The following is a 20,520-nucleotide window of genomic DNA, read 5'->3' on the forward strand; positions in this document are numbered from 1 at the left end:
GAGGAGCGAAATGTTTAACGAGAAGAAATCTTTTAGTATCACAGCAGCTAAATTAGCCGTTCATTCATTAATAGAAGAAGTTGAACTTACACCGAAGCCAGGACTTGTTGACAAAAGAAATAATGGTGCACACCATGATATAACTCTTCAATTGATGAGAATATCAGCGGAATCACTAGCAGAAACTTTTGAAAAAATTGCATTCATTAGCTATGGACGCAGTCCTTCACAATCTCTAAGAGAAGAAATTGCAGAGATTGGTCGTGCTGGAGAAAAAAGAATGTTTGAAGTAACTTTCGGAGTGAATACGCATAAAGGGGCTATTTGGGCTATCGGCCTGCTCGTATCATCTTCTTCGATGGGAAAAGGAATGTATAACATAGAAGAAGTTGTTACACTGGCCGGTGAATTAGCGCATTTTACTGATAGGTATTGTCCGCAAACTAATACAAATGGTAGTAATGTTACTGCAAAATATGGTGTAGGTGGAGCAAGAGGGGAAGCTCAACAAGGGTTTCCAACTATTATGAAATTTTCTCTCCCTATGTTAAATCGTTCAAGAGAGTCAGGTTTTACGGAAGAGGATGCCAGACTTAATGCGCTTCTTTCATTAATTGCCCAGCTGGATGATACGTGTATTTTACATCGTCAAGGACTTGAAGCCCTATCGTTTGCCAAACATCAGGCACATTTTTTACTTACTAATGGCAATTTGGATTGGCTAAATACACTTGACGAGAATTTCACAAAACGAAATATTTCACCAGGTGGCAGTGCTGATCTGCTAGCTGCTACGCTGTTTTTAGATAAAATCCAAGCAAATAAAACAGAAAATATAACTCGGAAAGATTATGTATATACAAATTAAATGGGGGTGCTTCATTTGGAAAGTATGACATTCACGTTTCCTGCAACGAAAAAAATTAATAACCTTGCACATGTAGGTGTCGTCGGATCGGGTGATCTAGAAATTATGATGGAACCTTCTGGTAGTTCTCAAACGGAAGTGACGATTCGAACAGGAATAACTGGATATAAAGATACTTGGGAATCTGTTGTTCAACGTTTTTTCTCACAGTATGATGTTGCAGTGAAGGTTAAAATAAACGACTTCGGTGCAACACCAGGTGTAGTGAAACTCCGTCTTGAACAGGCACTGGAGGTAATCTCTAATGATTAGAACACTAAAAACCAGTTTTGTAGAATCTAACGGACGCGAGCGAGTTCATGGGATATTAGATAATGGTACCTATAAAGAATTGCTTGGCCCATGGGATGATCTAGAATCCCCTCATTTGGAGCCACAGGGAATCGTACCGCAAAGTGATGATGGAGTTATTATTGCTAAAGGAACAATTAACAAACAGCTAGCCGTTGTCATATCAATAGAGGCAAACTTCCTGGGTGGCGGGATTGGTGAAGTATCCGGTTCGAAAATTGCTGGTGTACTTGAAATGGTGCTAAAAGATTGTAAAGCTGGTACAAAAACGATCCCTGTGTTGGTGTTAGATACAGGAGGCGTTAGACTTCAAGAAGCAAATTATGGTGTGCTATCAATCGCTGAAATCTGTGCAGCCATTGTGGAGTTAAGACGTTATGTCCCAGTTATCGCAGTTATTCCTGGGAAAATCGGAGCATTTGGAGGAATGTCCATTACTGCTGGTCTTTGCAGCACAATCATTATGACTCGTGGAGGACGTCTTGGGCTAAACGGTCCGGAAGTAATAGAACAGGAAGCTGGTATCCGTGAATTTGATTCGAAAGACAGGCTACTCATCTGGAGAACGATTGGAGGAGAACAGCGGACCGCTGCTGGTTTTGCTGATGTTATGATCGAAGATGATATAGAATCTATCATAGAAGTGATTTCATCTTATATAAACGACGATACGATTCTTGTTCCTAGGACAGAGCAGGTAAGGCGATACGAAACATTTTTAAGTTTGGTCGATCCAGAGCATCGGTTGTCATCTGAAAAAGTACGGTTGCTTTGGGCTGAGTCTAAAAATGCAGTGGTTAAGGAGGAAAAATCGATTATTTTAGAGAGTGAAGAAGCCATGGGGCGTGGGAGAAAATGGTTTGATTTGCTACGTGAAGATGCTTTAGAAATAGGGGATATACCATCTGTTCGAGTAGCAGACAGAATGATTGGAGAGAAAGCAGTCCGATTTATTGCCGTAGTTCCTGACTCTCAAAATCGTTTTCCGCGTGCGAGAAAAGGTGAAGTTGGTTTACAGGAAGGTTGGTCAATCGCAAAACATGTTCGAGAAGCCATGGAAGTGGATCAAAATAGTGAAAAGCGTACCATTGTAGCAATCGTCGATGTTCCGGGTCAGGCTTACGGCTACCATGAAGAACTTCTCGGTATTCACCAAGCTTGTGCAGCCGCGGTGGATGCTTATGCTTCAGCAAGACTAAATGGTCATCCAGTAATTGCATTCATACCGGGAAATGCGATATCAGGTGCATTTTTGTCACATGGTATGCAGGCGAATCGACTGATTGCACTACGTGATGATGGTGTGAATGTACATGTCATGTCAAAACAATCGGCTGCTAGGATTACTCAGAGAAGTCTTGAAGAATTGGAAGCTGCTACGAAAAAAGTACCGGCAATGGCGTATGATGTTGAGTCATTCGAAAAGTTAGGTGCCCTGTCCTCGTTAGTAGATGGAGTAGAAGCAGACACTCCTGGGAAAAAAGAGAGGGACATCATATATAAAGAGATAGACCTTGCCATTGAAGACGTATGGATGGATGGTTCAATTGATTTAAGTGTACGGTTAAAGTCTAATTTTGCTCAATCTGGCAGGGCAGCATCAATTTTAGTCAGAGAAAAGTTGAGTGAGCAGTGGAACTAAATACACATGACTTGTTAGAATTTGAAAGTGTTACGGATTTGATCAGTAATTCACCATTGCCAGAATGGGTTGAAACGTCAATCGCCAATGCACCTTTTGTAGTAGTGAGGCGTGCCAAGGTAAGTGAAGGACTTGTGCCAGTTGGAGTACGTGGTCCCAAGAGAAATGAACGGTTCGCCGCCTTCTTGTCAGTAGAACAAATTGTGAGGCGGATTACACCGGAACAGCTAGCGCAAGAAAGGAAATGGAACGATAATTCTAAAGAAATTTTTAATTATTTGGAACGAGTTAGCAAATTAATGAATAATCATTCACTCAATTGGGGACCAGTTGGAAGTGTTGGGTTTGAACTGGCGAGTGGGAAAGAAACGACAACGAAATCGAGTGATATTGATATTGTTATTCGCTTTTCGAAGGGGTTCACTACTAGTATTGCCAAAGAAATAGAAGCGGAATTGAAAAAAAATCAGGTTCGTGTAGATGTTCAGATGGAAGCGATGAAAGGTGCTTTTTCATTAAGTGAATATGCTACATCGGAAGGACAACCAGTACTATTTAGGACAGTGGATGGACCTATGTTAAAGAGAATAAGTATACATGATTTAAGGTAATAAGCTAATGACAGGAGGAAAAATATTTCTTCATTCCCGATATTCACTACAATTTCATTTAACAAAAAGACCCCCCAATCTACTATTAGTTTGATTGGGGGTGTCTTTTGAATGAAGGAAGTTGAAAAGTCTGTATTGCAATCTTTTCTCACCTGATAATCATTTAGAAATGTACGGTTCTGAAGTCATCTTCTGATCACGAGGTAGTGCAAGTCCAACAAGTCCTAGTATTGGTAAAAATGAAATGATGATCATCGTCGTATAAATACCAATATGATCCATTAATATACCGATCACAACTGCCCCAATAGCCCCCATACCAAAAGCTAGTCCAACTGTTAGTCCCGCCATCGTCCCAATCTTACTCGGCACAAGTTCCTGTGCATAAACCACCGTGACCGAAAAACTTAGCATGATGAAAAATCCAATAAGTATTAGCAGAACAATGACTGCTGATAATGGTACATATGGCAAGAGAAGGCATAATGGTACTGGGACTAAAAGCGATAATACGATGACATTTTTCCGTCCGAATTTGTCTGCCCAAGGGCCTCCGAAAAATGTGCCGACTGCTCCTACTGCTAGAAATAAGAAGATGATGAGCTGTCCTTTTTGAATCGTTAACCCGTAAGATTCTATTAAATGAAAGATATAAAAGCTTGTTATATTCGTCACATAAATGGAGCGGGCGAAGATAATCATGAGTAACAGACCAAGTGCGACACCTATTTGTTTTTTCGTTAAATTAGCCATTGAAGACAATAGCACTCTTTTACGATTCAGTAATTTTTCTTGTTCTAACTGTGCCTTATACCAAGCTGAAATCTTCATTAGTATAAAAATGCCAAGAGCTGCGACTAGCAAAAATAGAGCAGCGCCTCTTTGACCAAGAGGAACTAAGATAAATGCGCTGATAAGTGGGGCTAATGCTTGCCCTGTATTTCCTCCCACTTGGTAAATGGATTGTGATAGACCTCTTTTATGTCCTGCTGCCATAAAAGACACGCGGGAACCTTCTGGATGGAAAATGGCAGAGCCAAGGCCAATAAAAATGACCGAAACTAGAATCATCCAATATTCCGGGGCAAAAGCTAGTCCTAAAATCCCTAGAAATGAAGCTGTCATTCCAAATGGAAGTGAATATGGTTTGGGTTTCAGGTCACTAAGATAACCGACGACCGGCTGTAGCACTGAGGCGACCATATTCAACGCAAATGCAATTAACCCTAACTGTGTAAACGTAAGCCCAAGATCTTTTTCAAGGACAGGGAACATCGCTGGAATGACCGATTGGATTGAATCATTCAATAAGTGAACCCCACTAATCGCAAAAATGATTGGATAGACTGGATTGGAAACCATTGAAGATGAAGTTGTTTTTGCTGTTGTCATAATACATCCTCAATTCTCGAAATAAATAGATGAATATAGTATAACAATCAATTAGAAAGAAAAATGACATTATTATAAATATTACTGATGTCATTGGCTGCTTAAGTATGAATTGATCCTTTTCCAAGGACATAATAATGATGATTACTTCCTGGCTAGTTTAGGGAAGCTTAAGGGAAATTTAAAATATAGTATTTAAAAATCATATGTATCAACATTAGGTTACAGAGTAAATTGGATTTATTTGACTGTTATTTAACTAAGATGGGTATCTTAATGTAGTAACACCATACATTTTGTTTTGAAAAGGAGTATAAAATGTTAGATACAATTGCTTGGTACACACCGTTTTTTATTACTGTATCACTCATATTTGTGGCCTGGCGTTATAGTGATTGGAAAACTTGGAGAAATTGGAGAAAATACTATCCAACTATTCTTTTCATTAGCGTATTTAGTCTTCTTGCCTACATCTTAACTATTGATTATCCGTTGTGGTTATATAATGAAACTTTCTTGTTTCATAATCGAATGATGCACGAACTTCGATTGATTTTCTTTCTATTCCCTTCAATCATCTTACTTTTTTTAACCTTTTATCCAAAAACATCTGTTATGTTACGACAGCTAGTTTATATATTCATATGGGTCATTATCTGGTCAATAGTAGAAACTTTTTTGGTGTTCTTAAAAATCATAACGTATCATAATGGCTGGAACTTCCCTTGGTCAGTCGTGGTTTGGTTTATTATGTTTTCCGTGATAGCTATCCATCAAAAAAAACCAATTTGGGTGTGGCTAATTTGTATGATATTTAGTGCGATTGTTATAATTTACTTTAATATTCCTCTCGTAAAATGATTGAAGTGACTTATTCACTTTGATCATTTTTTTGTTCACTAAGTACTGTGCTCATAAGGTAGATAAAAGGACCTCGGAAACCTATAGATATTAAAGACATTAACCGGAAACCATTGAATGAATAAAATAAATATTTCTCTTCTACTCACAGAACAGGTTAGTTGAAGAAGGATTATGCTATGTCTTTCAAGAATATTACAGTTATACAAATAATATTTTGTGAAAACACTAAGCAGTAATTCAAGGGGGAGGGGTATTGTTTTTAAAAGTAATTATTTTTTTAGTTATAGTGGTTCCTTTCCTATATGTCTTGATAATGGATTATAAAGTTATAAAAAAGGAATTAAAAAACAATGCAGTATCTATTTTAATGGAACTTCTATTGTTCTTAAGTCTTTTAGTCTTTATTGCTGGTTTATTTAGTGATTACAAGATACTTTCAAATGTAGCTGCAATATTTTTACTTTTACTTACTTCAAAGAAGTTATTAGATCTTTGGAAGACGAAGAAGATAAGTGTAATTTATACTTTGGTTCTTTTTATTTTATTTTTTTCCCTATCCTATCTCTTAAACTAACGGATACTTAAAAGGTCAAATATAACTCATTTTCGGAAGTATATTGAAGTAGTAATATTATAAGTTTTTTTAAATAAGGGGACAGTTTAACTTTCAGACAGTGAGGTGTGAAAAATGGAGAATTATTTAAAAGAAAATAAAGTGAATTGGATGCAGTGGAAATTAAGAATGCCGTTGGTTTTATTCTTGTTAGGCTTAATGGCAGGAATATATCAATCATTTCCTAAGTTATTTCTTATCCCAAATAGTTACTTAATCAGCAGTATTCAGTATTTAGGCGGAGTTGCTTTACTTATTTGGCTGTTTGAAAAAATAGGTTTAAATGATAAGAAAGTCCATTTCTCTCTAGGAATTTTATTGATTGCTTCAGGGTTTCTACTTGATTTTATCTTTGTGGGGTATAGATAACAAACCTTATTGGTATAAACTTTATGATTGTAGAAGTAATGATGTAATTACTTTTAATGAAGAATATATCAAAGATGATAATAATAAAGTCCTGAATACTGGTGAAGCACTAATAAAACAAGGTGATGTAAAAATACTTGAAATGGATGAAAAAAAACGTTTAATATATATCAGATTTGCTGTTAATAAATAGAAAAAGCTGCCTTAACATGGCAGCTTTTCTTTGTTTGAACACTTCCGAGTCCGATTGTTATTAGTTCGTCAAAGTTGTGTGCTTAATAATTCACTACATTGATTTCAAATGATTTGGAATCGAAATGGTTTTAGTAAATAACTTTATTTGCTATTTGTTGTATTTTTGGTTAAAAAACTTAAAGACAAACAGAACTATTAAAAACGACTCAAAAGAAAATACAATGAGGTTGATAATAAAATTACAGGTACTATTCCTACACCGGCACGTGCTACATATAGTTTAACGCTACTTGATTGATATCTTGCAAACTCTAGGTTCTGCACATAATAATAAACTACAAGAATTGAGACTACTGTACTAAAAATGGCGACAGTACTACTTAACATTGAGACCAAACCTTTCTTAGAGCGAAGTTTCTATAGAAATTAAAGAATTCGCATTCTTACTGTTTGTACTTAAGTGTGTAGACAGTGCTCCTAAAATACATTCGCAAAAACCTAACTAGCAGCAGGAATTAGTGCAATTAGAAATCCAACAGCTGCTGAACATTCAACAGCTAAGATATGAATTTTTCTAAACTTTAGTTACAACAGAACCATCAGCTGGTTGTTTTATATTGAATACGACTGTTTTTTTAGGGAAAATGATGGCCCAACCGATAATAGTTGCAATGAGTAATGTGAACAGGTAAATGTAGATGCCATAAGGAATCGCTAAAGCTAACAGATGCCCTCCTACAAATAGTCCGGTGATTAATAGAAGTAGAAAATTTTTAGCTGTTTGTGTTTCTTGTGCAAATTCAAAGGATTGAGAAAAAGGATAGAATTCATTGTTAATGATCTTATACGTAATCAGTACTTGAACAATCCCTGACAATAAGACAACGAATAACTCTGGAACAATTCTAACTGAAAAAATCCAAAGAAATACAATGCTGATGATTAGGAATACAGGTAAATACAATTTCACTAAAAAAGCTTTGAGTGTTGAGCTGTAAATTGCGGATACTTGGCTTATAGGAGCAGCTCGATAGATCCAATTTCCTTTATAACTTCCTGAAAACTTCAGCATATGAACGATAGATGGAATCATGAGATTGCAAAAATATAGTGATAAGTACATTTTCCCCTGAGAAAGATCTGTGAATGATTTAATTCTAAGCTCATTAAAGACAAAGATAATGGGCAACACAATTGATAGTCCAAGAGCTGGGTATACTTTTAACTTAAATTGTCTTTCTTGTTTCATCATTAGTGTAGCGAACCGAAAAAATAAACGTTCTTCTTTGCTGTAGCAGGTAATTTTTGCCCACAAGTCATCTATTCCTCGCCACTTCTTTTTACTTGTTCCGGTATCGGTTAACAACTTTTGCAAATTGCTTTCAAATGAAGGCATTAAACGATAATAAATGAAAAAAGAAAGTAATGGCACACAAATGGCGAGCATTGAAAAACCAATCATCGGACTTGAAAAATTTTGATGGAGAAATAATTCAAATGGTGCTCCGTACCAAAATGCAGGGATTAGGGTGTGCCACCAACTGAAAGTGTATGAAATATCTAGATTTACTAATTCAAAAGATCTGGCTAGAAGCTGATAACCAATCAAAATGCTCACAGATAAAATTATTTGCACATAATTAATGATATCTTTTAATCGTTCACCATTAAAAAAACGCAAGATAAATAAGTAGGTTAAAGCGGTAAAAACGACTACAAAAATACAGACAAATAGTAACTCCACCAAAAAAATAATAGCAAATAGTATCCCTTGACTCACTATGCTGATAACGAATGGTATGGTCACAAGCGCAACCGTTAATAGAGACATATAAATCATTACGTGAAGCGTTTTTGCTGTACTAATGGTTCTCTTACTAACAGGTTTTGTGTTTAGTATATCTTTATCTTTAAGGTCCAATAATACTGATGAAAAATCAGAAATCATCGATGTCATTAAAATGAACATAATCATTCCAAATACAAGACTCATTTGAAACATATAATTTTCGCCTAACAGGATAAAAGGAATTAATATCAAGCCATAAAAAGCATATAAACCTAAGGATTTAAGAAATTGATTCCCTTCCGATTTCTTCGCTCCATTGAAAATGGTGGGCACACGTCTTTGATCCATAGTCAGCTTTATCTGAAGAATTTTTCTCATTACTTCGTAATCAATCCCGAACATAATAAATAAACGTTTAAATAAGTCTAGAAATCTTAAAGACTTGAAATCATTCATTATTTTGTACATCCCTAATAGTCGAAACAAAGTTTTCCGCAATACTTTTGTGTTCATTAAAACCAGTTAACTGATTAAAAATTTCCTCAAGTGTTCCTTCTTTACTTTGGAGTTTTAATTCTTCAAAACTTCCGTCAGCTACAATTTTTCCGTCTACTATCAAAATAATTCTACTGCTTATTTTTTCGACCACATCCATAATATGAGAGGAATAAAATATCGTTTTTCCTTGTGCAGCGAGCAGTGACAACATCTCTTTAATAATCATCATGCTATTAGCATCTAATCCACTAAACGGTTCATCTAAAAACAATAAATCTGGATCGTGCAATAAGCTAGAAATAATTAAAACTTTTTGTTTCATTCCTTTTGAATAAGAAGAAATTCTGTTGTGATACATTTTTCCAAGTCCAAATTGATTCATCAGTTTGAATGCTTTCAACTCTGCATATTTTCGGTCTAACCCGTATAGTTCACCACTGAAAGTTAAGTATTCACTTGCCGTCAGATTATCATAAACTTCCGCATTTTCAGGTACATAACCGATTCTTCGTTTATATGTATGATCGCCTATTGCAATGTCTTGTCCAAAAATTTCAACTTTACCTTCATATCCATCAATTAAGCCAAGCATAATTTTAACCGTGGTGCTTTTACGCGCACCGTTTGGCCCAATATATCCAATAATTTGTCCTTGATAAACTTCTAAATTTATACCATTTAATACATTTTTCCCACCATAACTCATGGTTAAATCCGTAAGAGCAAGTACCTTTTCAGAACCTCTATTCATTGTGTTCACCTCTAAAAATTAATAGTAATACTATTCTAACATATACAAATGGGAAATTTGGTTTTAATTCCCTGTTATGTCCATCCTGCCATTTTCAAAAAACTTTAGTATAATTATAAAAAATAATAGGAAGGGAAACATACATGAGCATCGCAGATTATTCTAAATTCCAAACATATAAAAATCTGATCCAGTCTATACCTGTCCCCTTTGATGATGATGCATTAATCAATGACCAATTTTTACTCGAGAAAGATGACAAGAAGAAGCTTGAAATTTATTATGCTCCTTTTGAATACGTTAACGAGAACGCCAAAGTGGTGATTGTTGGAATTACTCCAGGTTTACATCAAATGAAGAAATCCTACTCAACGGTGTTGAATGTGATGGGTCAGCAGTTATCGGATGAAGAGATTCTTCATGAAGTGAAGAAAAACTCTAGCTTTGAAGGTCCGATGCGGAAAAACCTAATTCAAATGTTGGACGAACTTGGATTGAACCATTATTTGGGGTTATCATCTTCGAGTGAACTTTTTGGTGTAGCTAGTCATATGGTTCAAACGATGTCGGTATTACCTTATCCTGTTTTCTATAACGGCAAAAACTACAGCGGGTCCACACCCGATATACTAAAAACAGAAGTACTAAAAAGGCATATTATTGATTACACAGCAGGTGAGATTAATAAGTTAAATGATCCACTCATCATTCCACTAGGAGTTAATGTATCGAAGGTATTAATGTATCTTGCTGAGAATGGCCATATTAATAAAGAATCGATTTTAAATGGATTTCCTCATTCATCAGGTGCGAATGGTAACCGTCATAAGCAATTTGCGACACATAAAGAGAACATGCAAAGGAAACTACAGGATTATTTTGAGTGAAAGAGCTGTTGTAATGAAGTTTGGATAGATGAATGATAGCTATCCATCATAAAATAAATGTAGGTTACTCTTTTCCAAATTGGTCGAAGTGATTTATTTACTTCGACTATTTTTTTGTTCACCACGAACTAAAGAGCAGGAAACCTTGTTAAGGTCTGCAGGGTGATTACTATGGAGAAGGATATCGATGCAATTTATTGAAGAGCTTATAATTAGAAATTGTTGTTTCATCTTCAAGAATTCATACTTTGATTTTTAATCAAACAAAAGAAATAGATTACATAGAAACGTAGAAAGTACAGCGTATAAGTATATGGACGATATTAACTAGACATACCAAATAACTTTTGTTATCTTTATATAGTTACCTAGGGTAATAATTATCTTTGGTAACTATTTTAAAAGGAGTGTTTATTATAACTACATATCGAAAGTTCTTTCATCAATTCATGCTTTTATACCGACCTTTTGAGCTTCATCTTAATTTACAACTGCGCAAGCATGATTTGTACAGAGCGCAATGGACTACATTGTACTACTTATTTAATTATGGTTCGTCAACGCTTGTGGAGCTTTCTAATTATCAAAGCGTGGAGAAACCCACAGTTACCCGGACCATTAACCGTTTAGAAAAACAGGGTTATGTAGAGCATATTCCCAGCAAAGATAAACGGGAAAAAAGAATGCATCTCACAGAACTTGGAAGAAAATTATATATGGATGTCCGGTTGACAATTGATCAATTTGAAAAAGACATCTTAAAGGGGATCTCTGAAGAAGAACAGCTTGAAACAATCCGCATTATGGAAGAAATACGTATCAATCTAAAAGAGTAAGGGGGTATTTAATTGAATCATTCAAGACCAAGACTATGGACGAAGAACTTTATCGTTGTTTCTTCCGTCAATTTCTTATTAACGCTAATCTTTTATTTATTAATGGTGACCATCGCTGTCTATGCTGTGATGGAATATGGAGCTTCCACAAGTGAAGCTGGGCTGATTACAGGAATCTTTATAGTCGGAACCTTATTCGGGCGGCTATATATAGGGAGTGTTATTGATGTGATTGGTCGCAAGAGAACCTTGATTATAGGGTTAATATTTTTCACCTTGACGACATTTTTGTATTTTATAAACCTAGGCCTTCCTTTCCTGCTGCTTAACCGTTTGATTCATGGAATGGCACTCGGGATGGCGAGTACAGCATCTGGAACAATTGTGGCACAGATTATCCCTGCAACACGAAGAGGGGAAGGGATTGGTTACTTCAGCATGAGTGCGATGCTTGCTACCGCCATAGGTCCCTTTATAGGACTTTATATGAGTCAAATTACTAGCTTCCAAATGATATTTGCTTTCTGCCTGTTTCTTGGAGTCATCAGTTTGATCGTTGCATTCTTCGTACATGTACCTAAATTAGCAGTAGTATCAAAAAAAGCGGATACAAAAGTTGAAGAACCTAAAAGATTCAAGATATCTAATTTTATCGAGCCTAAGGCTTTGCCCATAGCATTCATTACAATGATGGTCGCTTTTTGTTACTCTAGCATCCTTTCTTTCATCAATTTCTATGCTATTGAAATTGACTTGGTGGAAACAGCGAGCTTCTTCTTTGTCGTATATGCGGTTGCCGTCTTGTTAACTCGTCCATTTACTGGTCGCTTACTGGACGGTAAAGGCGCAAACTTCGTCATGTATCCTGCTTTCGTAATCTTTGCAGCGGGAATGTTTTTACTTAGTTCAGTAAGCACAGGTATTACATTTCTCATAGCGGCAGCCCTTATTGGTATAGGCTTTGGTAATATGCAATCAAGCACCCAAGTAATAGCTATTAAATTGACTTCACCACATCGCTTAGGTCTTGCAACCTCAACATTTTTCATAGCTCTTGATGCTGGACTTGGTTTCGGACCATACTTACTCGGGTTCATCGTGCCAATCAGCGGCTACAGAACGTTGTATGTCATTTTGACCTTCGTAATTCTAGCAACTGCTGTGTTTTACTATTTCTTGCATGGCAAAAAAGAAAGCACAGAAAGAGCTAGTATCAATGCTTCAAAAGTAAGGTTAATAAATTAATTTAGTGGACTTTATAAATGCTCTCTTTTTTACACATATCTATAGGAACTATTATGAAAGAAAGATAACCAGAAAAAAATGGAGGAGAACAAGTTCTTCATGATGTATAGAAAAAATTTAACTTTGAAGGACCGATGCGTGGTGTAAGGTAGGAAAAATAACTCCCTATAGTCAAAAGCACTTTGCCTAGCTCGTCTTGTTTGAATTGTCTATTCAATCGATTCGGAAATTTTAGGTGTTTCGGCCTCAAGGTATTGGATTCGTACTTCTGCCTTCTATAACTTCTTTTCTGCGCAGCCAAACTTTAGTAGAAGGTCGACCGGCACTAGCATTTCCGCTGCGCTCCTCCTGAAAATTCCCCATGATTATATATTTTTCTCCAACGAGCTAATAATGATTGAACCTTCTTGGTTCCAATAACCTCAAGGTCAAAGCCATTTTCAGTAAAGATTTGAACAGCCCTTTTCTACCCGAATTTTTTTCACTGCACGAACTTTGAAGTCATAAGTGAATTGGATTGTACGATCAGACAAAGAGGTCACATTAGGATTTAATTCAATTTGTCTTATTTGATGTTCATTGAATCTAATTTTGCTCATCTGAAAAGCTCCCGTCCATAATAGTTATCTTCAAGTATAACGGGTCTATAAATGGAAAAAAACCTGGATAGAGTCACTTTTTTTAAAGTGTCCACTATTCGGGGTTCAGTTCATAGCATTATTGGAGGTGTCTTTCTATTTATGTTACTTTGAAGTAGATGATTAAAGTTAGTAATTCAAACTAATTGAATTTATTTGAAATCAATAACGCGGTTTCCTTAACATTTTCAAAATATAGATTTAATTTTTGCTCATCTACCCGGGCGGTGGGGATGATTATGGTTACTCCAGCAATTACTTCGTTTAATCGATTTCTTATTGGAGCAGACACCGAAAATGCTCCTTTGACTCTTTCTCCCCAACTCACTGCATAGCCTTCCTTGTAAACTTTTGTAAGTTCTTTCATTAAATCTTCCTTATTCATGATTGTATTTTCTGCTATTTTTGTGAATTCTAATTCATTTAACAAATCTGAAAGTTCCTCAGAAGGTAAGAATGCCATTAATAGTTTTGCTGAGGCACCAGCGTATAAAGGAGAAGTCTGCCCAATATAGGTTATTGTCGTTAACTCATGGCCTCCTCCTACATAACCTATGCATTTTCTTTTCTTTTGGTAAATGATATTTAATGAAACTGACTCCCCAAATTCATCTCTTAGTTTTTCCATAAATGGTTTAGACGTTGATAGTAAATGAGAGTTTTTTTCAACTAACTGACCCAAAAAATAAAGTTCAAATCCTAGTTGATATGTTTTTTTCTTTTCATCTTTATCTATAACTCCTTGAAGAACAAGGGTATTTAATATTCTCTGTAAACTTGATTTCGACACTCCTAATTTACGATGTAGATCAGCTAACGATAATTCAGAATCATTAACAGAAAAAGATTTAAGAATTTTCATTGCTCTATCGATAGTTTGCATTGAATCTCCTTTAGACATGATTTAACCTCTCCTATCACTTTAATGATAAATATAGTTAACAATACCTGACATAAAAAAATCTAACTTTCACAGTAACAATAAAACAGTGTGATATATATTAATAATAAAGAGCCGTAAACTCTTTTGACCTCGGTAGACTGGTCAAGAAAGCTTACGGCGATTAGATATAAAAAATGAAAAGGTTACTTAACCCTGTCAGTATGCAGACAAATTCAAGTATATAGCCAAACTATTAAATACTACATTACTAGATTAATAGCTATCAATCAACAAGTAATGCTCAAATTCATTTTTTAGGATAATTTGAATTTATTTTATATGTAAAAATGGATGTGCGGTTGAAGTGGATTAACTATGTACTTAATAACTTCAGTCAATAGAGTAAATTCATTTGTGATCATAATTTTTAAAATAATTATTTATATAAAGAATATTCAAAAAAAACAGAAAAAAGGTTGATAAACAAATATTGTTAATGTTAATATAAAACAAACATACTGATAATCAGTATGCCGTACCGATTAACGGTATTATGAATTTAAAGCTAGTATTATTAGTTAAAATATTGTCAAAAGAGAGGGGGAGGAATTATTTGTATCCAATATTAAATAAAGGAGGAGAAAGAATGAATTTAAGAAAAAAGCTTTATATGATTCTAAGTTTGCTTTTAATTTCGATTTTGATTTTAAGTGCTTGTGGTGAAGATGAGAGTACAAATGAAAGCGTAAATGTAAGCGCTGACAAAGGAGAGGTCATTGAATTAGATATAAACAATTGGACTTCATCAACTCATCACTATGCTTACAATGTTTTCGAACCATGGAAAGAACTTGTAGAAGAAAAAACTGATGGACGTGTGATAGTAAATATATACCACGGTAGTGCTTTAGGTAAATCAAGTACAGTTTATCAGGATGTAAGTGGTGGGTTATACGATTTAGGGTTGATCGTTGCGAATTATTTTTATGACACTGGATTCTTCCCATATACAATTGGGAACTTACCTTTTGCTTTCGAGGGACCAGAAGAAGCAGAAAATATATTACAAGAATTTGGAGACAAATATGCAAAGAAAGATTTAACAGATATTGTTGTATTGGGGCCCACCGCAACGGATGGATATGATTTGTTTTCTACTAAACCAATCAAATCAGTAGCGGATTTAGAAGGGTTGAAAATGCGTGTAAATGGAAAAAGTGAGATTGCTTTTGTTAAATCATTAGGTGGTGTTCCAGTTAGTTTGGCTACGGAAGATACTTATGAAGGACTTCAAAAGAATACAATTGATACTGCTTTCTATACGCCAATTGGAGCAGTAGGTTTAAAGTACTATGAACCAGCACCTCATATTACAAAACTTGCGGTATCAGTAACTCCTATAATACCGATTATTAATAAAGATTTTTATGAAAGTCTTCCAGATGATTTAAAAATTATTTTTGATGAAGAATTGAATCCGAAGTTAACAGAATTAATTACTGCGAGTTATGAAACGGAACTTCAATCGTCTCATAAGAAGTTAGAAGAACTTGTTAGTGAACGAGGAGAATTTATTAATCTTTCAGATGAAGATATAGAAAACTTTAAATTACTTGGAGAAGAAGCTTGGACAACTTGGATTAAAGACGCAAATGAAAAAGGATATCCAGGAGAAGAAATGGCTGAATATCTATTTAAACTTTTAGAAGAAGCTGGTTATCCAATTCCGTATTAAGTTTAAAATATGTACTTCTAACCTTTTTTATATAAGGTTAGGAGTATCCGTTTTACAATATAACAGAGGTGATAAAATTGAAAATATTTATAAGTGTCATTAACACTGCGACACGCTTTACCAGGTATATCGCTTTATTAGTAATGGCTTCAATGATGCTTTTTATTACGTTTGGTGTTATTAACAGATGGTTATTTACTCCTATAATCGGAGACATAGAACTTGTGCAATTAGGTATGGTCGTATTAATTATGTGTGGTTTAGCGTATACGGAACAGGCTGGTAGTCATATTGCTATTGGAATAATCGTAGATAGATTTCCTCTAAGAGTACAGAAGATTTTTGACTTTTTTGCTAATTTATTGACGACGTTGGTTACGATAACAATTGGTTATATTTACATTGAAGTTGCATTAAACCATCAAAATCATATGCAGTTAAGTACAGGTCTTTTGAATATCCCTTATTATCCAATTGATTATATTATTGTTCTAGGTTTTATAATGTGGGGGTTACAAGGACTATTGAAACTAGTCATTCTTATTGTTTCAATCTTTCAAACAAACCAGGATTCGCGGAAGGAGGTCTAGAAAATGTCAGTTGAGATAGTCGGTTTACTCGGGATTATATTAATGTTAATTCTAATGTTTCTAAGATTTCCTATTGCTATTTCAATGGTAGTACCAACATTTCTCGGAATTCTTTACTTAAGAGATTGGAATACATTAACGACTGCTGTTGAAACAATTATTTGGAATCATAGTTTTAGTTACACGTTAAGTACAATTCCAATGTTTGTTTTGATGGGAGAATTATTATATGTCTGTGGAATAAGTGGAGAATTATTTACAACTTTTAGAACTTGGTTAAGTAGATTAAGAGGCGGTTTAGCTATGGCAACTATTGGTTCATCCGCTTTATTTGCTGCAGCATCAGGATCTAGCTTAGCAAATACAGCTACCATGGGCGTTATTGCATCTAAAGAGATGCTTAACTCAGGCTATAACAAGTCTCTTACCGGCGGCTCTATTATTGCAGGTGGGACATTAGGAGTTTTAATTCCTCCTAGTACTCTTTTTATCATTTATGGAATGATGACAGAACAATCAATTGGTCAATTACTAGTAGCGGGTATCATTCCGGGTATCCTTCTTATGGTGTTTTATCTTGCAACTGTCTACATTGTTGTATTAATCAAACCACAACTAGCTCCTTCTATAAAAGAAAGAGTAACTTGGAAGGAAAAGTTTATCTCATTAAAAACCACAATATGGATACTTCTATTATTCGCAAGTGTAGTAGGCGGTATGTATATTGGTTTATTTAATCCAACAGAAGCAGCAGGTGTGGGAGCATTTTTAACTTTAATTATTGCTTTGATAAGAAGAAAACTCACTTTGAATTCATTTATTGAAGCACTATCTTCAACTTTAAAAACCACGGGATTTTTATTTGCCATTATTATAATGGCGTTTCTATTAAATTACTTTTTAATAATTACTAAAATCCCATTTTTATTATCAGATTTCCTTAATGGATTGTCTTTGCCGCCATTTGCTCTTTTCGGAATAATTGTCCTAATGTATGTTTTACTTGGTGCCATAATGGATTCTCTTGCCATGGTAGTAGTAACATTACCAATTATTTTACCACTAATTATTTCTATGGAAATGGATCTAATTTGGTTCGGAGTAATAATAGTTTTAGTAATGGAACTTGCTATGATTTCACCTCCTATTGGAATGAATTGCTTTGTTCTTAAAGGTGCGGCACCTGAATTATCTTTAGAGGATATATTTAAAGGCGCGGCTATATTTATGATTCCAATCGTATTGCTAATAGTAATTTTATATCTATTTCCAGAGATTGCACTATATTTGCCGAATAATATGTATTAATCGAGTAAATAAAATGGATATTGGTGTCGTCTATTTTCGAGACTTCTCCACCATCGAGGGAAAATACATACCTTATAAAGTTGTTTTCGATAGTAAAAGCAGCTAAATAAAATGAGAGTGGTGGAAAAAGTGGACATTAAATTTTCAGAAGAATTAGAAAAATATAGAAATCAGACAAGAGAGTGGCTGAAAACAGCTATACCTGATTGGTGGCATCATTATGCTAATCGGAGATCGGATGATGAACGGTACATTGAATTTTCGAAATCGTGGGACAAAAAATTGCACGAAGGGGGTTATTCAGGTATCTCCTGGCCAAAAGAGTATGGCGGCAGAGGAGAAAGTGTCTTGAAAGAAATGATCTTTGAAGAGGAGGCTGGAAGGATAGATGCTCCTCGTGGGTATAATTTTCTTGGGAAAATTTTGCTCGGACCGACGTTACTTAATTACGGAACGGAAGAGCAAAAAAAATACTTTCTGCCACGGCTTGTGAAAAGTGAAGATATCTGGTGCCAAGGTTTCTCTGAGCCCAATGCAGGTTCTGATCTGGCTGCTCTTCAAACGAGGGCTGAACTCGAAGGCGATGAATGGGTAATTACAGGGCAAAAAGTGTGGACAACAGAAGCACAAAATGCAAATTGGTGTTTTGTCTTGGCGCGCACGGATTTTTCCGCACCGAAACATAAAGGAATTACTTATTTTCTTGTCCCTATGGAAGCTGAAGGGGTCTCTGTAAGACCAATCAGAAAGATAACAGGTGAAGCGGATTTTAATGAAATCTTTTTTGATAATGTAAGAATTCCAAAGGATCACTATATTGGTGAATTAAATAATGGATGGAAAGTTGCAATGACCACTCTTTCATTTGAAAGAGGAATTTTGGCTTTGGGAAGACAGGCAAGATTTCAAACTGAGTTTGAGAAAGCAGTGGAATATGTAGAAGATAAAAAACTACCTGGAGGTGATGAACTTCAAGGCAATCACTATTTCAGACAGAAGTTTGCTCAATCATTTTTAGAATTAAGAATCATGCGATATCACAGTCTGAAAACAATTAGTGACTATATAAATAACAATGGGAAACTGGGGCCTGAAATGTCACTGCAAAAGCTTTATTGGTCTGAAATGCGCGCTCGAATAGGCAACTTGCTCATGGAAGTACAAGGCGAAAATGTTTATTTGGCGGAAGAAGATTCTCCATCTGCTGATCATTTTACAAACATTTACTTTACGACGAGAGGCGAGATCATCTATGCAGGTACTAGCCAAATACAAAGAAATATCATAGCGGAAAAAGTCTTGGGTCTACCTAGATGAAAGGGGTTGAAAAGATGGAGAAATTCAAATTCGAACTGGAGTTTGAAGAGAGTTTAATGCAAAGTACCATCAATAAAGCGTTCAAGAAATTCTATCCATCAAGTGTGCTTCGAAAGGCTACAGAAGAAAGAAAAATAAATGAACAAGTCCGAAAATTTCTGAGTGATCAAAGTTTATTAGGAATGCTGAATCCTGTTAAACAGAGGGACGTAAATTTAATGCTTTGTACTATTTTGGTAAGTGAAGCAGGAAGGCGGTTGCTTTCATTTCCTCTAATTGAACAATTGATGGCTTTATATGTTTTGAAGGAAACAACAGCAGATTCTAAAGATATTGATGATTTGGAGTCAGGTGAGAAAATCGCAACAATTGGATGGAAAGAGGATTTGGATTTTAAAGTTGATCATGAAAATCAGTATGTAGATGGTGTTATTAAATCTATCCCATTTGCCGATGAATCAGATCAAATACTCGTTCCAATAAAGAAAAAAAGAGAAGATGAAACAGATCAAGTATTAATAATTAAAACAGATAGTTTCAAATCCAAGTTAAGAAATACGAAAACACAGGATTTAACTTATCCATTATTTGAACTGAATCTCAAGGGCACAAAAATTGATGGAGATTCCATCCGATTAATCAAATTGGATTTACATGATTTTTACCGTGTAGCTGATTTGCTTATCGCAGCAGAACTGCTAGGGATTTCTGAAGAAACATTGGAAATGACATTGAATTACACGAAAGAAAGAAAACAATTTGGTGTAGAAATAGGGAAATTCCAAGCTCTTAAACATATGTTGGCGGATATGCATTTGCTGTGTGAAAGCTCTAAAGTTTCTATCGAGTATGGTGCATGGACAGTCGAAAATGAGGGAGAAGACCATGAAATTATCTCTACAATTTCAAAGGCATATTCTTCGGATGCTGCGATTCGAATTGTAGAGAATTCAATTCAAATTCATGGGGCTGTTGGATTTACTTGGGAGCATGACCTGCATTTCTATTTAAAACGTGCGTATCGTCTGGCCAATATGTGTAAGACTCCTTACGAAGAACGTGAAAAAGTTGCATCCTATTTAATAGACGGAAAGACTGCAATAATTAGTGGAAATGTCGAGAAAGTTTATAGTTAACT

21 protein-coding genes are annotated in these 20,520 nt (G+C 35.2%); 16 read left to right on the forward strand and 5 right to left on the reverse strand.

All coding sequences use genetic code 11. The annotated features are described in order from the left end of the window. Positions 1–10 precede the first annotated feature (10 nt). Genes C406_RS0102665 through C406_RS0102680 form a run of 4 tightly spaced genes read left to right on the forward strand, consistent with a single transcriptional unit; the run spans position 11 to position 3,472 of the window. Positions 11–868: a triphosphoribosyl-dephospho-CoA synthase gene (locus C406_RS0102665; protein WP_017379039.1), complete on the forward strand. Its 858-nt coding sequence runs from the start codon at positions 11–13 to the stop codon at positions 866–868. Between the two features lie 15 nt (positions 869–883). Next, positions 884–1,180: a malonate decarboxylase subunit delta gene (locus tag C406_RS0102670; RefSeq protein ID WP_017379040.1), complete on the forward strand. Its 297-nt coding sequence runs from the start codon at positions 884–886 to the stop codon at positions 1,178–1,180. Beyond that, entirely contained in the window at positions 1,173–2,861 is a 1,689-nt protein-coding gene (gene mdcD / locus C406_RS0102675; RefSeq protein WP_017379041.1) for a biotin-independent malonate decarboxylase subunit beta, read from the forward strand. The genes C406_RS0102670 and mdcD overlap by 8 nt, the downstream gene beginning before the upstream one ends. After that, on the forward strand, positions 2,852–3,472 hold the full coding sequence (locus tag C406_RS0102680) for a malonate decarboxylase holo-ACP synthase (protein ID WP_017379042.1): 621 nt from the start codon (positions 2,852–2,854) through the stop codon (positions 3,470–3,472). The genes mdcD and C406_RS0102680 overlap by 10 nt, the downstream gene beginning before the upstream one ends. 159 nt (positions 3,473–3,631) lie before the next feature. Here the strand turns inward: C406_RS0102680 and C406_RS0102685 are convergent, their stop codons facing one another. Next, complete coding sequence (locus C406_RS0102685; RefSeq protein WP_017379043.1) at positions 3,632–4,864, reverse strand: MFS transporter; 1,233 nt, start codon at positions 4,862–4,864, stop codon at positions 3,632–3,634. A 318-nt stretch (positions 4,865–5,182) separates the two neighbouring features. Here C406_RS0102685 and C406_RS0102690 point away from each other — a divergent pair, with 318 nt between their 5' ends. The 4 genes from C406_RS0102690 (at position 5,183) to C406_RS0102705 (ending at position 6,903) form a co-directional block, all read left to right on the forward strand. After that, entirely contained in the window at positions 5,183–5,725 is a 543-nt protein-coding gene (locus tag C406_RS0102690; protein WP_017379044.1) for a CBO0543 family protein, read from the forward strand. A gap of 256 nt (positions 5,726–5,981) precedes the next feature. Continuing rightward, positions 5,982–6,302, forward strand: coding sequence for a hypothetical protein (locus C406_RS0102695; protein ID WP_017379045.1), 321 nt, complete (start codon positions 5,982–5,984; stop codon positions 6,300–6,302). 114 nt (positions 6,303–6,416) lie between these two features. Next, positions 6,417–6,710: a hypothetical protein gene (locus tag C406_RS19250; protein ID WP_017379046.1), complete on the forward strand. Its 294-nt coding sequence runs from the start codon at positions 6,417–6,419 to the stop codon at positions 6,708–6,710. Next, positions 6,694–6,903 carry a hypothetical protein gene (locus tag C406_RS0102705; RefSeq protein ID WP_192812572.1) on the forward strand — a complete coding sequence of 70 codons (210 nt, stop codon included), beginning with the start codon at positions 6,694–6,696 and terminating at the stop codon, positions 6,901–6,903. Before C406_RS19250 ends, C406_RS0102705 begins: the two co-directional genes overlap by 17 nt. A 576-nt stretch (positions 6,904–7,479) precedes the next feature. On the opposite strand, the gene C406_RS0102710 is transcribed toward C406_RS0102705, so the two are convergent. Then, positions 7,480–9,150: a hypothetical protein gene (locus C406_RS0102710; protein ID WP_017379048.1), complete on the reverse strand. Its 1,671-nt coding sequence runs from the start codon at positions 9,148–9,150 to the stop codon at positions 7,480–7,482. Beyond that, positions 9,143–9,943 carry an ABC transporter ATP-binding protein gene (locus tag C406_RS0102715; RefSeq protein ID WP_017379049.1) on the reverse strand — a complete coding sequence of 267 codons (801 nt, stop codon included), beginning with the start codon at positions 9,941–9,943 and terminating at the stop codon, positions 9,143–9,145. Before C406_RS0102715 ends, C406_RS0102710 begins: the two co-directional genes overlap by 8 nt. Positions 9,944–10,086: 143 nt before the next feature. Here C406_RS0102715 and C406_RS0102720 point away from each other — a divergent pair, with 143 nt between their 5' ends. From C406_RS0102720 to C406_RS0102730, 3 genes are all read left to right on the forward strand, one after another. Beyond that, positions 10,087–10,830, forward strand: a complete 744-nt coding sequence (locus C406_RS0102720) for a hypothetical protein (protein WP_017379050.1) — start codon at positions 10,087–10,089, stop codon at positions 10,828–10,830. 449 nt (positions 10,831–11,279) lie between these two features. Next, positions 11,280–11,666, forward strand: coding sequence for a MarR family winged helix-turn-helix transcriptional regulator (locus tag C406_RS0102725; protein WP_036654050.1), 387 nt, complete (start codon positions 11,280–11,282; stop codon positions 11,664–11,666). 12 nt (positions 11,667–11,678) lie between these two features. Further along, on the forward strand, positions 11,679–12,911 hold the full coding sequence (locus C406_RS0102730) for an MFS transporter (RefSeq protein ID WP_017379052.1): 1,233 nt from the start codon (positions 11,679–11,681) through the stop codon (positions 12,909–12,911). A 440-nt stretch (positions 12,912–13,351) separates the two neighbouring features. Here the strand turns inward: C406_RS0102730 and C406_RS21370 are convergent, their stop codons facing one another. Together C406_RS21370 and C406_RS0102740 are read right to left on the reverse strand one after the other, a co-directional pair. Continuing rightward, positions 13,352–13,510 (reverse strand): hypothetical protein, encoded by a 159-nt coding sequence (locus tag C406_RS21370; RefSeq protein ID WP_017379053.1) that lies wholly within the window; start codon positions 13,508–13,510, stop codon positions 13,352–13,354. Between the two features lie 181 nt (positions 13,511–13,691). Continuing rightward, positions 13,692–14,450: an IclR family transcriptional regulator gene (locus C406_RS0102740; RefSeq protein ID WP_017379054.1), complete on the reverse strand. Its 759-nt coding sequence runs from the start codon at positions 14,448–14,450 to the stop codon at positions 13,692–13,694. A 628-nt stretch (positions 14,451–15,078) separates the two neighbouring features. Between C406_RS0102740 and C406_RS0102745 the strand changes: the two genes are divergently transcribed. The 5 genes from C406_RS0102745 to C406_RS0102765 all read left to right on the forward strand — a co-directional run bounded on the left by C406_RS0102745 (position 15,079) and on the right by C406_RS0102765 (position 20,518). Continuing rightward, positions 15,079–16,167: a TRAP transporter substrate-binding protein gene (locus tag C406_RS0102745; protein ID WP_017379055.1), complete on the forward strand. Its 1,089-nt coding sequence runs from the start codon at positions 15,079–15,081 to the stop codon at positions 16,165–16,167. Positions 16,168–16,235: 68 nt separating this feature from the next. Then, positions 16,236–16,757, forward strand: coding sequence for a TRAP transporter small permease (locus C406_RS0102750; protein WP_237740497.1), 522 nt, complete (start codon positions 16,236–16,238; stop codon positions 16,755–16,757). 3 nt (positions 16,758–16,760) lie between these two features. Continuing rightward, the gene (locus C406_RS0102755) at positions 16,761–18,065 is read left to right on the forward strand and encodes a TRAP transporter large permease (protein WP_017379057.1); all 1,305 of its coding nucleotides are present in this window, start codon (positions 16,761–16,763) and stop codon (positions 18,063–18,065) included. Between the two features lie 111 nt (positions 18,066–18,176). Continuing rightward, positions 18,177–19,382: an acyl-CoA dehydrogenase family protein gene (locus C406_RS0102760; RefSeq protein WP_237740498.1), complete on the forward strand. Its 1,206-nt coding sequence runs from the start codon at positions 18,177–18,179 to the stop codon at positions 19,380–19,382. A 14-nt stretch (positions 19,383–19,396) separates the two neighbouring features. Next, the gene (locus C406_RS0102765) at positions 19,397–20,518 is read left to right on the forward strand and encodes an acyl-CoA dehydrogenase family protein (protein WP_017379059.1); all 1,122 of its coding nucleotides are present in this window, start codon (positions 19,397–19,399) and stop codon (positions 20,516–20,518) included. The last annotated feature ends 2 nt before the right edge of the window (positions 20,519–20,520 follow it).

The sequence above is a fragment of the Paenisporosarcina sp. TG-14 genome (genome assembly GCF_000297555.1).
Classification (GTDB): domain Bacteria; phylum Bacillota; class Bacilli; order Bacillales_A; family Planococcaceae; genus Paenisporosarcina; species Paenisporosarcina antarctica.

Bases quoted from the DNA above. Each gene is read 5' to 3' on its own strand.
- C406_RS0102720 (WP_017379050.1), top strand. From the start codon at position 10,087: ATGAGCATCGCAGATTATTCTAAATTCCAAACATATAAAAATCTGATC.
- C406_RS0102755 (WP_017379057.1), top strand. From the start codon at position 16,761: ATGTCAGTTGAGATAGTCGGTTTACTCGGGATTATATTAATGTTAATT.
- C406_RS0102740 (WP_017379054.1), bottom strand. From the start codon at position 14,450: ATGTCTAAAGGAGATTCAATGCAAACTATCGATAGAGCAATGAAAATT.
- C406_RS0102690 (WP_017379044.1), top strand. From the start codon at position 5,183: ATGTTAGATACAATTGCTTGGTACACACCGTTTTTTATTACTGTATCA.
- C406_RS0102710 (WP_017379048.1), bottom strand. From the start codon at position 9,150: ATGAATGATTTCAAGTCTTTAAGATTTCTAGACTTATTTAAACGTTTA.
- C406_RS0102715 (WP_017379049.1), bottom strand. From the start codon at position 9,943: ATGAATAGAGGTTCTGAAAAGGTACTTGCTCTTACGGATTTAACCATG.
- C406_RS0102760 (WP_237740498.1), top strand. From the start codon at position 18,177: ATGAGAGTGGTGGAAAAAGTGGACATTAAATTTTCAGAAGAATTAGAA.
- C406_RS19250 (WP_017379046.1), top strand. From the start codon at position 6,417: ATGGAGAATTATTTAAAAGAAAATAAAGTGAATTGGATGCAGTGGAAA.
- C406_RS0102685 (WP_017379043.1), bottom strand. From the start codon at position 4,864: ATGACAACAGCAAAAACAACTTCATCTTCAATGGTTTCCAATCCAGTC.
- C406_RS0102725 (WP_036654050.1), top strand. From the start codon at position 11,280: ATGCTTTTATACCGACCTTTTGAGCTTCATCTTAATTTACAACTGCGC.
- mdcD (WP_017379041.1), top strand. From the start codon at position 1,173: ATGATTAGAACACTAAAAACCAGTTTTGTAGAATCTAACGGACGCGAG.
- C406_RS0102665 (WP_017379039.1), top strand. From the start codon at position 11: ATGTTTAACGAGAAGAAATCTTTTAGTATCACAGCAGCTAAATTAGCC.
- C406_RS0102745 (WP_017379055.1), top strand. From the start codon at position 15,079: ATGAATTTAAGAAAAAAGCTTTATATGATTCTAAGTTTGCTTTTAATT.
- C406_RS21370 (WP_017379053.1), bottom strand. From the start codon at position 13,510: ATGAGCAAAATTAGATTCAATGAACATCAAATAAGACAAATTGAATTA.
- C406_RS0102765 (WP_017379059.1), top strand. From the start codon at position 19,397: ATGGAGAAATTCAAATTCGAACTGGAGTTTGAAGAGAGTTTAATGCAA.